Raw genomic sequence first — 13,745 nt, forward strand, 5'->3', positions numbered from 1 at the left:
AGGTGACAGCTACCGCCTGCGGGAAGCGGAACAGGCGCTCAAGAAGAAGCCGGTGCCCAAAGCTCGGCCGCCAAAAGCGTGATCGACGTGCGGTCCATTTTTCCGCGCTTCGTCAGGTCCGCCAACACTGTCCAGTCTCAGAGGGGAACCACCTCATCCCCACGGTGCCGCCGACGACGCGATCTCACGCGGCGCGGACTCGCGACGCGTCCTGACCGGGAGGAATCGGCACGCGAACGTGCTGCCGATTGCTCAACCGCAGCAGCACCTTCATGGAGTTCTCGAACTCCTCCATGGAGCGGACCTCGAAGATCCCTTCGGCCACCATCCGATTGAAGAGTTCCTCGCCGCGTGCGGTGCGCAAGATGGTGATCGTCCAGTCCATCGCCCCGACCCCGCCACAGGAAATGTCCGCCAGCTCGGCCGAAAAATCGCCGCAATGGTGGCATTCGGGCCGTGCGTACTCCTGCGCGGTCTTGAGCTTCATCTCCACGAGGCCGCCGTCCTTCTTGTAAATCAGGACCTTGCCCTTGACGTTGAATTTCTTGATCTCGGTGAGCGGAATTTCCAGCTCTTTCTCGATCTTCTCGACCATCAGGCCTTCGTAGGTGAATACTTCCGTGCAAAGAAGGCCGATGCTGAGGGCCACGCGCGTTCCGTACCCCTTCAGGAACTTGCTCTGCCGCTCGATGTGTTTCTCTTTCTTGCGGCCGTTGACGAGATACGACGCATCGACCAGCTGCATCTTCCGAACGGGCGTGATCTGACAAGGAACCCCGACGAACGCGACCTTCTCGACGCCGAGCCGGTCGGCGTCGGCGAGAGCGAGATTATTCGGACAATACGTGTACCAGGACCCGGCGCTCGTCATGAGTTCATCGACGCCGGTTACGAGCTTCGGCATGGGTTGCGCGGGTCGCTCCGGATCGGCGACGGAAACCGCCGCTCCGTCGATGACGCCGCGCTCGAACGCCCACCGCAACATCGCCGTCACGACGCCGCCGTCCTGCGCGCGCTCCCTGATCTCCGGCGCCACGGCCCGTGCCGCCACGATGCGGCGATACACGCCGAAAGCGCCCTTGTACGGCTGGTCTGGGCCATAGAGCAGATCGGCCAACTCGAACTCCCTCGGGTTCAGACGCGGGCAAACCTGCGCGCACACGTCGCAGCCGATACCCTCACTGATGCCGCAGTAGTCGAACGGAGCGCTCGCCTTGGCCACCTGTTTCGGCTTGCCGTCAACGTAGTCGATGACGTTGTGGGGACACACCAGGACGCACGAACCGCATTCGCAACAGCTACCGTACGCGACGACCTCGTTCATCATGGTCCTGAAGCTCGGGTTATGGGGCATTGCGGGACAATAGGTTGGCGCCGAGAGCGCTGTCAATTTCGACGGGTGCGGAAGCTCACCGGAGCCGCAGGAGCCGCGCAACCACGTCGACGGTCGCAACATCCGCCCCACGCCGTTTGAGCTCTCCGACAACGACCTGCGCCGCGACCTCGTCCGCTGTACCGGCGGCGTCGATCGCGAGGTGGGTCCGGATGCGTCGTCGCAGGAGCGCGGACGCGACATGCGCGATCCCGTGCTCGATGCCGGCACCGAACACGACGGCATCGCGGATGCCGGACGTCATGCGGAGAAACGCGCCGGAGTGCACGCCAAGATCGGGAGCGACTCCGCACCCGCTCTCCACAACCTCGTCCCCGGCTCCGAGCGGTGGAATGCCGTCGGGAAGCGCCAGCGCATCACGATCGCGACAGTGGGGGGGCGCACTCACCGCAGCGACGTATCCGTCCGCGTCGTGTCGACAGCGCACGCTGCCCCGACGGACCGCCGACGCGGTAGCGATCTCCAGGAGTCGAGCTCCGTTCCGTGCTGCCTCCATGCCCATAATCGGCCAGGAGCCGCCGATCCAGAGTTCGCGCTGGACGCACACGCCGACGAACAACGTCGCCCCGGGAAACATCAGTGCGACGGCTCGGCATGCCGGCGATTTCGGACCTCGAGCTGAATCGTGACGTGATGGATCCCGAAACGCTCCGCCAAGCGGTCGCTCATCTCCTCGAGGACGCCGTCGCTCGTCGTCGTGCCGTCGACGACCGCATGAGCCGACAGCGCGCAGTGACCGGTCGTCAGGCTCCAGACATGCAGGTCGTGGATTTCCATGGCACCCGGCACCGCCTCCAGGATCCGCCGCAGCTCCTCCAGATCGATATGCCGCGGCGCCGCCTCCATGAGCACGTCGACGGCCTCCCGGATGAGTCCAAAGGAACTCACGAGGATCAGAATCGCGATGATGACGCTCGCGACGGCGTCGGCGGCGTTCCACCCGGTGGTGAGGATCACCAGCCCGGACGCGATCACCCCGACGGAGCCCAGGAGATCCGAGAGCACATGGAGCAGCGCCCCGCGTACACTGACGTTGCTGCTGGCGGTCCCCGAAAGGATCCACGCGGAAACGAGATTGACTCCGAGACCGATCGTTGCGACGCCGAGCACCCCGGCCCCGTGCACCTCGGGCGGCTGCATCGCCCGCTGCCACGCTTCCCAGAACACCCCGAGTACGACCAGCCACAAGACGAGTCCGTTCACGAGCGCCACCAAGATCTCGGCCCGATGGTACCCGTAGGTCTTGTGCTCGGTCGCAGGCTGGTCGGCGATCCAGAGGCCGAACAGCCCCAAGCCGAGCGCAATCGCGTCGGTGAACATGTGCGCGGCGTCACTGACGAGCGCGAGGCTGTTCGTCATCCAGCCACCCATCACCTCGATCGCCATGAATCCGAGGGTCAACGTCAACGCAACCGAGAGCGCACGACGACCGGTCCGCCGCGCCAGGGAAGCCCGTGACGCCGATGAAGCGTCGCGAGTCTGCGAGGCATCCACGGGGTCATGACGATGCATCACGATCACCCTATCGGATCGACCGCCGCGATCTCAATGCGACGATTCAGGCTGCGCCTATTCGCCGGCGTACGTCATGAGTGAGAACACCTCGGGAGTGTCGAGGCGCTTACGGCCACGCAGGAACGCCAGCTCGATGATGAACGCGCAGCCCGCCACCTCGCCGTCGAGCCGACGGACGAGCTCGATCGCGGCCGATGCGGTCCCGCCGGTTGCCAGAAGATCATCGACGATGAGTACACGGCTCTTGTTGCCGAACGCGTCCCGATGGATCTCGAGCGTATCGCTGCCGTACTCCAGTTCGTACCGCGCCGCGTAGGTCTGGTGTGGCAGCTTTCCCGGCTTCCGCACGAGCGCCAAGCCGAGACCCAGGCGATAGGCCACTGCCGCGCCGATGATGAAGCCCCGAGATTCGATGCCCAGCACGATGTCGATCGCGCCGCGATAGCGGTCGGCAATGCGATCCACGACTTCCTGGAGGGCGCCTCCGGAGGCCAGCAGTGGCGTGATGTCCTTGAAGACGATGCCGGGCTTCGGAAAATCGGGAATGTCACGAACGTAGGTCTTGAGTTCCGCATCCGTCATGTCGGGCTGTCCTTTGCGCGCTGCACGGTCTGGCTGGGAAGGAAATAGATGGGGTTCCGTGCGACGTTGTCCTTTCGGATCTCGAAGTGCAAGTTCGGACCGGACGTTCGTCCACTGCGCCCCACCTTGGCGACCGGCTGACCTTGTCGGACTTTCGAACCCGCGCCTACGAGGTTTTCTTCGTTGTGCGCATAGACGGTCGCGTAGCCACCGGCATGCTGCACGATGATGACGTTCCCGTACCCCCGTAGCGTATCGCTGTAGATGACGTCACCGTCGCGGGACGCGCGGACGACCGTCCCCGGTGGCGCTCCGATGTCGATGCCGTCGTGAAAGCTCCGTCCGCGCGGGCCAAAATTCGACGTCAACGTTCCGCTCACGAGCGGCCAAATGAACACGCCGGCACCCTGCGGAAAGTCACCCGCCGGTGGCGGCTCGGTCACGGCATGCTCGGGAGTGATGAGGTTCACCGGGAGCGAGCGCCGTCCACCAGGCACGAAGATGCGCTGTCCGACCTCGAGACGACTCGCGTCCTCGATCGCGTTGGCGCGCGCGAGTTCCGTGTGCGCAATACCGTAGGCCTTACCGATCCGATAGAGATTCTCGCCGCGCCGAACGACGTGATAGACTCCGTCGCCTCTCGCTAGCGAGCTCGATCGTCCGTGCCCGATGCCGCAACCCGCAAGCGCCACCAGGACGAGACCGAGCCCAAGGCCCATCCACAATCGCTCCCGCCACTCCACCACACGAGCCTCCCGGGCTCCCCGAGCCCTACGCAGCTCTCGCTACTGCCGCCACCCGTAACGTCCCACCAGCTTCACGAATCGGCAGTCGCCGAAGTACTCTTCGCGCAGCCCCTTGGGTTCTTTACGGATTCGGACGAGTGTTTGCAATTGTTCCTCCCCGATCGGGAAGACCAACGACCCGCCCTCGCGCAACTGCGCGAGCAGCGGACGCGGAACCTGCGGGGTGCCGGCGGTGATCAGAATACCGTCGAACGGAGCCTCCTCGGCCCAGCCGATGGTGCCGTCTCCGACTCGCGTCACGACGTTCGCGTAGCCGCAGGCGTCCAGCGTCGCGCGTGCCGCGGCCGCCAGAGAAGCCAACCGCTCGATCGTGTAGACGGTGGCGACGAGCTCGGCGAGGACGGCGGTCTGATAGCCGCAGCCCGTTCCGATCTCCAGCACGCGCTCGGCGCCGCGCAGCTCGAGGATCTGCGTCATCAGACCCACCATGTATGGCTGGGAAATCGTCTGCCGTTCGCCGATGGGAAGGGCTTTGTCGTCGTAGGCGCGTTGCTGCAGCGCTTCGGCGACGAATCGATGGCGTTCCACCTTGGACATCGCCGCGAGCACACGGACATCGGTCACACCTCGATCCACGAGCTGTTCTTCCACCATCCGCGCTCGCGCCCGCGCGAAGTTCATGGCCAATCCAGTCCGAGCCGCTCCAGCGCCGCGAACGATGGGTAGTGGGTGAGATCGAGGTGAATCGGCGTGATCGACACGGCTCCCTCGAGGATCGCCGCGTAATCGGTCCCCGGCTCGTGGACGAACCCGAGCTCGTCGCCGCCGATCCAATAGTATTTCTTGCCGCGCGGATCCGTCTTCTCGACGAGCGCTTCACCGAAGCGGCGCTTGCCCTGACGCGTGATGCGGAAGCCGGTCATCTCGCTACGCGCGCGATCGGGCACGTTGACGTTCAGCAAGGTGTCGGGAGGCAGGCCGTGCTCGAGCACCTTTGCGACGAGGCGGACTGCGAACTCCGCCGCAGGGCCGAAGTCGAACTGATTGCGTCCGGCGAGTGAAATCGCAACGGATGGGATCCCGAGCAACGTCCCCTCCATCGCCGCAGAGACCGTGCCAGAGTACGTGAGGTCGTCGCCGAGGTTGGCACCCTTGTTGATACCGGACACGACGAGTCCCGGACGCCCCGGCAGAATGCCGGAGACCGCCAGGTTCACGCAGTCGGTCGGGGTTCCGTCGATGGCGATCTGACGCGGCGCGATCTCCTCGACGCGAAGCGGCCGGTGAAGTGTGAGCGAATGGCCGGCAGCGCTCTGCTCCCGATCAGGCGCGACCACATAGACGTCACCGACGGGTTCCACTGCACGCGCCAGCGCTTGGATGCCGTCCGAGCGGATGCCGTCGTCGTTGCAGACCAGAATGATCATGCCGCTACCCTGCCCCACCCCCACACACGAGGCCCTACCGTACGTCATCCTGCCTATGCGGGCCAAGCGCCGGAGCTGAAGGCGGCCGCAGCGCCGTGACCGGGAGCACGACGTTCCCGGCTACGGCCTGCCGCGGCGCTTCATCGAGTCGGGGCGGCCGGATTTGAACCGGCGACCACACGCACCCCAAGCGTGTGCGCTACCAGGCTGCGCCACGCCCCGAGTGTCCGCGGCACGCGCGAACGCAGAGGGCGTACCACGAGGCTTTCAGAGGCGCAACAAAACGGTTCCGTCACGATTCTGACCCGGGTCGACGAAGCATGGAGCGCGACTGCGGGCAAGTGCCAGAGTGTGTGCGCGCGTCAAATTTGGCCGCACCGGCACGGCCTCAGGTGTCAACTTTGTAGCGTTGCAGAGTGCTATGCGCTGCGAACGGGCGCCCGAATCCACGCATCGGCGGGGACTCGCATGCAGGTACGCTACTGGCCTGTCGTTTGCTGTCTCCCTGCTTCGTCGAAGCGACGGGACGAGATCGCGACCAAAGGAGACGCGCCATGATGGAGAGCCAGGCCGGCGAGCGAGCATCGCTCGATATGATGACCGAATCCGAACCACGTCGCCTTCCCGTGCGCGACAGCTTGAGCGACCTGCTCGGGCCCGACGTCATCCTGCCGCAGCAGTTCTTCGACGGGCCACGGGGCGACAGCGACTTCTCCCCCGAGAAGGCTTTGATGCTGGCGATCCTCGAGGACGCGATCCGCTGCTTCCAGGAGTACTTCCGGACGACGCGCGCGCGGCCTCGAATGCTGTCTCGACAAGCAGAGCGCTGGATCCGGACGCGTGATTGGAACTGGCCCTTCTCCTTCAACAACGTATGCGAGGCGCTCGGCATCGACTCGGACTGCATGCGAGATGCCTTGCTCCGCATGAAGTACGAGCACCTCATGACGCAGGAGCGGCCGCGGACCTACACGCGGCCGGCGCGGATCGTTCGTCTCAACGCCCGGGCCAAAGGCGGCAAACGCTGACCCGATTCGACCCCGCCCGGAAACCGACGCGACGAAAGCTTAGCTCGGATTGATCGTCTTCTTCAGAACCTGGCTGGCCTTGAAGGTGAGCACCTTGCGGCCCGTGATGATGATCTCTTCGCCGGTTTGCGGGTTCCGGCCCTTCCGCGGTCGCTTTTGATTCACGACGAAGTTTCCGAACCCGGAGATCTTCACCTTGTCGCCGTGCTCGAGACGGCTCTTGATGATCTCGAAGATCGACTCGACTACCTCGGAGGCCTCCTTCTTCGAGAAGCCAACCTTCTCGTAGATCCGCTCGACGATGTCCGCCTTGGTCATCGTCGCGTTCTTCGTCGCCACGGGCATCCCGTCGTTCACCGGCGTACCTCCAAAGGTAGTTTCGCAACCAGCCGTGCGACTAGCCGGTCGTGCGTGGCTTTGACCTCGTCGTCCGTGAGCGTTCGGTTCGAAGCGCGGTACGCGATGCTATACGCGAGGCTCTTCTTCCCCTTCGGAATGGGAGACCCGGTGTAGTGATCGAACACTCTCACCTCTTCCACCAAGGGCTCCGTTGCCTCCTTGACTGCGTCGAGGACTCGTTGCGCCGGGAACTGTTCGTCGACGAGAACCGCGATGTCGCGCGACACGGCGGGAAATCGCGGAAGTGGGCGAAAAATAACGCGGCCGGGACAGTACTGAACGACCCTCGCCAAGTCAAGTTCGGCCAGCCAGGGCTCGCCGTCGAGCCCGCGTGCGGCACGCAGGTTCGGGTGAAGGGCACCGAGGTATCCGCACGACACCCCGCCGACCTCGATGCGCGCAGCCTTGCCGGGATGCAGATACCCAGCTTCCGACTCCAGGGGCTCCCAGCGGACCGCGTCGAGATGGAGCTCCGCGAAGATCGCCTCGAGCGCACCCTTCAGGTCGAAGAAGTCGCACGGTCGGGACGTCCCGCCGACCCATTCCGGAGGCCGAGCACCGGCGAGGAGGATCGCCAATGTCTGCACCTCGTGGTACCGGTCCGCCTCGCGCGAGAATGCGCGACCGAGCCCGTACGCGGCCACCTGGGTCGCACCCTGGCGCCGATTCTCCACGTACACACGGAGCAGACCCGGCAAGAGGCTTCTTCGAAGCTCCGCCATCTCCACCGACAACGGGTTGGTCAGGACGACCGAGTCTCCGATCAGCTCGGGAAGTCCAGGGAAATCTCGGTTGTCCTCGGCCGAAACCATCGCGAGCGCGATCGTCTCGTCGAATCCCGCGCCGGCCAGTCGAGCGCGTAGGCGCTGCTCGATGTCGTGGCTCGGGCCCATACCGGGCCCACCCGCGCCGATCGCAGGCATCGACGCCGGGACCGCGTCGTACCCGATCACCCGGGCGATCTCCTCGACCAGATCGACCTCGTTCTGCAGATCGAAGCGATGGGTTGGCGGCACGACCCGGCGCACCTGGGGGCCGCTTCCCGACACCGTGGCCCCGAGCGCACGCAGGGGGCGCTCCATCTCGGGAATCTTGAGCGTCGCGCCGAGCAGCGCATTGACGCGTGCGGGCCGCAACCGGATCGCCGCGCGCGGGCGTCGTCCGGCGCTCCGTGCCTCGAGGACGCCCTTCGCGACCTGACCGCCCGCGTTCCCGGCGATCAGCTCGGCGACGCGGTCGAGCGCGACGCGAGTGCCGCCGGGATCGACGCCGCGCTCGAAGCGATACGATGACTCCGTCATCAGTCCGAGACGCCGGGCCGTCCGTCGGACGGTCTCGGGAACGAAGAACGCGCTCTCGACAAAGATGTCCACGGTATCGGGCTTGATCTCGGAATCTGCGCCACCCATCACCCCCGCGATGGCGATCGTCCCCTCCGCATCCGCGATGACCAGATCGTCGGCTACGAGCTCTCGGACCTGACCATCGAGCGTCTCGTAGCGCTGGCGGTCGCCTGCGCGCCTGACCGTGGCGCATGCGCCCCGCAACCGATGCAGATCGAACGCATGCAGCGGCTGCCCCCGCTCGAGCATCACGTAGTTCGTAGCATCGACGACGTTGCTGATCGGCCGCAACCCGACCATCGCGAGGCGCGTCTGCATCCAGAGCGGCGACGGCGCCACGCGGACGTCGCGCACGATGCGGGCAGCGTAACGCGGACAAAGATCCGGTGCCTGCACGTCGACGCGCGCGGACCGCGAGGCCGGCGCCCCCCGTTCGGAAAGCGACGGGCTCCGGACGTGGAGAGACGCTCCCGTCAGCGCCGCGACCTCGCGCGCAACGCCCAGAAGGCTCAGGCAATCACCGCGATTGGGCGTCACCGACAGCTCGAGGATCGTGTCCTCGGCGCCGAGGTATGCGACCAGCGGCGTTCCGACCGGCGCGTCGGCGGGGAGGATCATGATGCCCCCCGCATCGTCCTCCGAGAGACCGAGCTCACGAACGGAGCACAACATGCCGTGCGATCGTTGTCCGCGGATGGTCGTTTCTTCGATGCGCTTCCCATCCGGCAGAACCGTTCCCGGCACGGCCAGAGCGACGCGATCGCCCGCCTGCATGTTGCTCGCGCCGCACACGACGACGACCGTCCCTGTCGCTCGCCGCACCTGGCACAACCGTAGGCGATCCGCGTTGGGATGCGGCACCATGTGCTCGATGGCCGCGATCTCAACGGCGGTCCAGGTCGGTCGTCGTTCCTCGACGGATTCCACCTCGAGACCTGCCATCACGAGAGTTTCCGCCAGCTCGTCGGGCGCGAGCAGGACATCGACGAGCTCGCGCAGCCAGTTCAAGGTGATCTTCACGATCGCTCTCGAATCAGAACTGTCGCAGGAAGCGCAGGTCGCTTTGGTAGAACAACCGGATATCGGTGATGCCGTATTTCAACATCGCCATGCGCTCCACCCCCATCCCAAACGCGAAGCCCGATACGACCTCGGGATCATATCCGACCGAGCGAAAAACCTCCGGATGGATGAGGCCGGAACCAAGGATCTCGAGCCATCCGGTCGCCTTGCAGACACGACACGAGTCACCGGTCGGGAGCTGGCGCGCGCCCCGGCAGATCACGCAACTGATGTCGACTTCGGCGCTGGGCTCCGTGAACGGAAAGAAACTCGGCCGGAACCGCACACGCGTATCGTCGCCGAACATGCGTTGCACGAAGAGCGCCAGCACACCCTTCAGGTCTCCGAACGTGACGCGACGATCCACGAGAAATCCTTCGATCTGATGAAACATCGCCGAGTTCTTCACGGTCTCGACTTCGTGACGGTAGACGGGGCCCGGAACGAGTGCCGCGATCGGCGGCTCCTGATTCTCCATCACGCGGATCTGCACCGGCGAGGTGTGGGTTCGGAGCACGTGCGATCCATCCACGAAGAACGTGTCGTGCATGTCGCGTGCGGGGTGATCGGCCGGAATGTTGAGCGCCGTGAAGTTGTGGTGGTCGTCCTCGATGTGCGGCCCCTCGTAGACCGAGAAACCGAGACCGACGAGGATGCCGACTGCCTCGTCCAAGACGGCCGTCAGCGGGTGGACGTGTCCCCGAGGAACGATCCGCCCCGGAAGCGTCACGTCGGTGCGTTCGTTCACCAGCGCCAGTGCGCGCCGTTCCGCATCCCAGCGCCGCCGGAGCGACTCGATCTGCTCGTCGACCCGTCGCTTCAGCTGATTGGCGAGCTCGCCGATGACCGGGCGCTCTTGCCCGGGAAGGGCTCCGACACCGCGCATCACCTCCGTCAGCCGGCCCTTGCGCCCGAGGTACCGGACGCGGATCCGTTCGAGATCGTCATCCGTCCGACACGTACCGAGCGCATCCTGGATCTCGGCGCCGAGTGTCTCGAGTGTCGCTTTCATGTGCGACGTGGTCCGAACACGTCGTCAAGAAACCGGGGCCGACGCCGGGCGGCACCGACCGACACGGCGTCAGGCAACGGCCAGCTTGGCCAGGTCGCCGAAGGCCGCGGGATCACGCACCGCGAGATCCGCCAGCACCTTCCGATCGAGGTCGACTCCGGCCTTCTTGAGACCGGCCATGAGCCGGCTGTAGGTGACCCCGTGGGTTCGCGCCGCAGCGTTGATGCGGATGATCCAGAGCCCGCGAAATTCGCGCTTGCGGACCTTCCGATCCCGGTACGCGTACGTGAGCCCCTTCTCCACCGTCGAACGTGCCTGCCGGTATCCCTTGCGGCGACCACCGACATTGCCCTTCGCGAGCTTCAGCAGCTTCTTGTGACGCTGCCGCCCCTTCGTGCCTCGTTTTACCCGTGGCATGAACGTCTATCCCTTCGCGCCCTAGAGATACGGGATGAGCTTCTTGATGTTCTCGTGATCGACCATCGCGACCAACCCATCGCTGCGGAGCTGTCGCTTTCGCTTCCTTCCCTTGTGGGAGAGGATGTGGCGCCGGTAGGCCTTGGCGCGCTTGATGCGCCCGCTCCCGGTGGTCTTGAAACGCTTTGCCGCGCCGCGGCAGGTTTTGATCTTCGGCATCGTACCCCTCGCCCCGGATCCGTCGCTCAGCGCGGTTGGAGCATCATCGACATGTTGCGGCCTTCGAGCCGCGGATTGAGCTCCATATTGCTCAGATCCTTCACTTTTTCAAACACGCCCAGCAGCTTGTCGCGCCCGATCTCCGGATGCGTGATCTCGCGCCCGCGGAAGAAGACCGAGACCTTCACGCGCTGACCGCGCTCCAGGAACTTCCGGATGTGCGCGACCTTGAAATCGATGTCGTGTCCGTCGGTCCGTGAGCCCATCTTGACTTCCTTGACCGTGACGAACACCTGCTTCTTCTTGGATTCTTGAGTTTTTTTCTTCTTTTCGTAGCGAAACTTGCCGTAATCCATGATGCGGCAAACCGGTGGATTCGCCGTCGGAGCGATCTCGACGAGATCGAGTTCCTTGCTCTCGGCGAGGCGAAGCGCCTCGGGAGTCTCAAGCACCCCGAGCTGTGCCCCGTCTGCGTCGATGACGCGGACCTCGCGCACGTGAATCTGATAGTTGATGCGGGTCTGGACCTCTTTGCTGCTTATGGGACACCTCCTCCCATGACGGGACGAATCTCGGCCATGGCCACCTCGATCAGTTCAGCGACGGCCATGGAGGCCAGCGTACCAGCGCCGCGGCGCCGCGGCGCGACCGTACCGGTCGCGACCTCCTTGTCGCCTACGACCAGAACGAATGGAACCTTCTGCAGCTCGGCCTCACGGATCTTGTAGCCGAGCTTCTCCTTCCGCACATCCGCCTCCGCACGCAAACCCGCCGCCCGCAGCCTACCCAGCACATCATCGGCATACGCATGCTGATCCTCGGTGACCGTCACGAGCCGCATCTGCACGGGCGCAAGCCACAGCGGAAAATCCCCGGCGCAATGCTCGATGAGGATGGCCATGAACCGCTCGATCGAGCCGAGGAGCGCTCGGTGGATCATCACGGGCCGCTCCTCTTCGCCGGCCGAGTTCACGAAGTGGAGATCGAACCGCTCCGGCATCGAGAAATCGAGCTGGACGGTGCCGAGCTGCCACTCGCGTCGCATGGCATCGAGGATGCAGAAGTCGATCTTCGGACCGTAGAAGGCGCCGTCGCCGGCGTGGAGCTCATACGCGATGTCCCGATTTTGCAGCACCCGCGCCAGCGTCGATTCCGCACGCTCCCACATCGCATCGCTTCCGGTCGACTTCTCCGGACGCGTGCCGAGATAGATGCGACGCTCGGCGAACCCGAACAGATCGTACGTGCGGAACAGCATGTCGATCACCCGACCGACCTCGCCTTCGATCTGGTCGGGCGTGCAGAAGATATGCGCGTCGTCCTGGGAAAACGATCGCACTCGCGTGAGCCCGGCGGTTACCCCTGATCGCTCGTACCGATGCAGGCGCCCGAAGTCGGCAAGCCGCATCGGTAGGTCACGGTACGATCGCGTCGACATGCCGTAGAGGAGGCAGTGACTGGGGCAATTCATCGGCTTCACCGCCATCGCCCGTTCGTCCGCCTCGGTGAAGTACATGTTGTCGCGATAGTTGTCGTAGTGGCCCGAGCGCTTCCACAGTTCCACGTCGAGCACCTGCGGCGTCAGCACTTCTTGATAACCGAACTGGTCGTACAGACGACGGATGTAGGCGATGAGCTCGTTGTAGACGAGCGCGCCCTTCGGGTGGAAGAACGGACTCGCTGGCGCTTCTGGATGGAAGCTGAACAGGTTCAAATCGCGCCCGAGGCGGCGATGATCGCGACGTTTCGCCTCCTCGAGCATCGCGAGGTGCGCCTTGAGCTCCTTCGGCGATGCGAAAGCGGTTCCGTAGATCCGCTGGAGCATTTCGTTCTTCTCGCTCCCGCGCCAATACGCCCCGGCGACGCTCGTCAACTTGAACGCCTTCAAGCGCCCCGTCGACGGGACGTGCGGCCCTCGGCACAGATCGGTGAAGTCGCCCTGCGCATACAAAGACACGCGATCATCGGCGATGCTCTCGATGATCTCGACCTTGTAGTCCTCGCCGAGCTCGCGGAAGAACGCGACGGCCTCCGGCTTCGACACCTCGCGGCGCTCCACGGCGAGGTTGGCGCCCGCGATCTCCTGCATCACTTTCTCGATGCGCTCGAGGTCCTCGGGCGTGAACGGGCGGGCATACTTGAAGTCGTAGTAGAATCCCGACTCGATGACGGGCCCGATGGTCACCTGGGTCTCCGGAAACAACCGCTTCACCGCGTGCGCCATCAAGTGGGCCGTCGAATGCCGGATGACCTCGAGACCCTCGCGAGAGTCCGGGAAAATCGGTCGGACGGCGGCGTCGCCTTCGATCGGACGCGACAAGTCCACCACCCGATCGTCCACGGCGGCCGCGATCGCCTCTCCGAGACGTCGCTCGCCCAGAGCGCGCAAAGCCTCGACGGCGGTGGTCCCGACCTCCACGTCCACGAATTCCCCGGTTGGCTTGGCGATGCGGATGGTGCCCGCGCTCATGCGCTTCGCGGGCGAAGATGTCTTGGTAGGCACGGGCGGGATTGAACCGCCGGCCTCTTCCGTGTCAAGGAAGCGCTCTCCCACTGAGCTACGTGCCTGAGATTCGATAACAGATTGTTTTGGCTATCAATC

The 13,745-nt window shown here is 64.8% G+C and carries 15 protein-coding genes and 2 tRNA genes; 1 reads left to right on the forward strand and 16 read right to left on the reverse strand.

Translation table 11 applies throughout. The features are described 5' to 3' along the window. Positions 1–184: 184 nt before the first annotated feature. From IT293_20935 to IT293_20970, 8 genes are all read right to left on the reverse strand, one after another. On the reverse strand, positions 185–1,327 hold the full coding sequence (locus IT293_20935) for a Coenzyme F420 hydrogenase/dehydrogenase, beta subunit C-terminal domain (GenBank protein ID MCC6767128.1): 1,143 nt from the start codon (positions 1,325–1,327) through the stop codon (positions 185–187). 82 nt (positions 1,328–1,409) lie between these two features. Further along, the gene (locus tag IT293_20940) at positions 1,410–1,781 is read right to left on the reverse strand and encodes a hypothetical protein (GenBank protein ID MCC6767129.1); all 372 of its coding nucleotides are present in this window, start codon (positions 1,779–1,781) and stop codon (positions 1,410–1,412) included. A gap of 188 nt (positions 1,782–1,969) precedes the next feature. Next, positions 1,970–2,794, reverse strand: coding sequence for a cation transporter (locus IT293_20945; GenBank protein ID MCC6767130.1), 825 nt, complete (start codon positions 2,792–2,794; stop codon positions 1,970–1,972). Positions 2,795–2,962: 168 nt separating this feature from the next. Beyond that, entirely contained in the window at positions 2,963–3,490 is a 528-nt protein-coding gene (locus IT293_20950) for an adenine phosphoribosyltransferase (protein ID MCC6767131.1), read from the reverse strand. Further along, entirely contained in the window at positions 3,487–4,209 is a 723-nt protein-coding gene (locus IT293_20955) for a peptidoglycan DD-metalloendopeptidase family protein (protein MCC6767132.1), read from the reverse strand. Before IT293_20955 ends, IT293_20950 begins: the two co-directional genes overlap by 4 nt. Before the next feature lie 66 nt (positions 4,210–4,275). Next, on the reverse strand, positions 4,276–4,917 hold the full coding sequence (locus IT293_20960; GenBank protein MCC6767133.1) for a protein-L-isoaspartate(D-aspartate) O-methyltransferase: 642 nt from the start codon (positions 4,915–4,917) through the stop codon (positions 4,276–4,278). After that, positions 4,914–5,663: a 5'/3'-nucleotidase SurE gene (surE, locus tag IT293_20965; GenBank protein ID MCC6767134.1), complete on the reverse strand. Its 750-nt coding sequence runs from the start codon at positions 5,661–5,663 to the stop codon at positions 4,914–4,916. The genes IT293_20960 and surE overlap by 4 nt, the downstream gene beginning before the upstream one ends. Positions 5,664–5,811: 148 nt before the next feature. After that, positions 5,812–5,885: transfer RNA gene (locus tag IT293_20970), tRNA-Pro, on the reverse strand. Positions 5,886–6,217: 332 nt separating this feature from the next. Between IT293_20970 and IT293_20975 the strand changes: the two genes are divergently transcribed. Continuing rightward, the gene (locus IT293_20975; GenBank protein ID MCC6767135.1) at positions 6,218–6,691 is read left to right on the forward strand and encodes a hypothetical protein; all 474 of its coding nucleotides are present in this window, start codon (positions 6,218–6,220) and stop codon (positions 6,689–6,691) included. 39 nt (positions 6,692–6,730) lie between these two features. Here the strand turns inward: IT293_20975 and IT293_20980 are convergent, their stop codons facing one another. From IT293_20980 to IT293_21015, 8 genes are all read right to left on the reverse strand, one after another. Beyond that, positions 6,731–7,036, reverse strand: coding sequence for an integration host factor subunit alpha (locus IT293_20980; GenBank protein MCC6767136.1), 306 nt, complete (start codon positions 7,034–7,036; stop codon positions 6,731–6,733). Positions 7,037–7,044: 8 nt separating this feature from the next. Further along, positions 7,045–9,453: a phenylalanine--tRNA ligase subunit beta gene (locus tag IT293_20985; protein ID MCC6767137.1), complete on the reverse strand. Its 2,409-nt coding sequence runs from the start codon at positions 9,451–9,453 to the stop codon at positions 7,045–7,047. A 13-nt stretch (positions 9,454–9,466) separates the two neighbouring features. Beyond that, a complete protein-coding gene (gene pheS, locus IT293_20990) occupies positions 9,467–10,507 on the reverse strand; it encodes a phenylalanine--tRNA ligase subunit alpha (GenBank protein MCC6767138.1) in 1,041 nt (346 codons plus the stop codon). A 69-nt stretch (positions 10,508–10,576) separates the two neighbouring features. Beyond that, complete coding sequence (gene rplT, locus IT293_20995) at positions 10,577–10,924, reverse strand: 50S ribosomal protein L20 (protein MCC6767139.1); 348 nt, start codon at positions 10,922–10,924, stop codon at positions 10,577–10,579. Between the two features lie 21 nt (positions 10,925–10,945). Beyond that, entirely contained in the window at positions 10,946–11,143 is a 198-nt protein-coding gene (gene rpmI, locus IT293_21000; GenBank protein ID MCC6767140.1) for a 50S ribosomal protein L35, read from the reverse strand. Between the two features lie 26 nt (positions 11,144–11,169). After that, the gene (locus IT293_21005; GenBank protein ID MCC6767141.1) at positions 11,170–11,658 is read right to left on the reverse strand and encodes a translation initiation factor IF-3; all 489 of its coding nucleotides are present in this window, start codon (positions 11,656–11,658) and stop codon (positions 11,170–11,172) included. Positions 11,659–11,681: 23 nt separating this feature from the next. Then, positions 11,682–13,613 carry a threonine--tRNA ligase gene (thrS, locus tag IT293_21010; GenBank protein MCC6767142.1) on the reverse strand — a complete coding sequence of 644 codons (1,932 nt, stop codon included), beginning with the start codon at positions 13,611–13,613 and terminating at the stop codon, positions 11,682–11,684. Between the two features lie 23 nt (positions 13,614–13,636). Next, positions 13,637–13,711, reverse strand: a tRNA-Val gene (locus tag IT293_21015). Positions 13,712–13,745 lie beyond the last annotated feature (34 nt).

The organism is Deltaproteobacteria bacterium (assembly GCA_020848745.1).
In the GTDB taxonomy this organism is placed as follows: Bacteria; Desulfobacterota; Binatia; order UTPRO1; family UTPRO1; genus UTPRO1.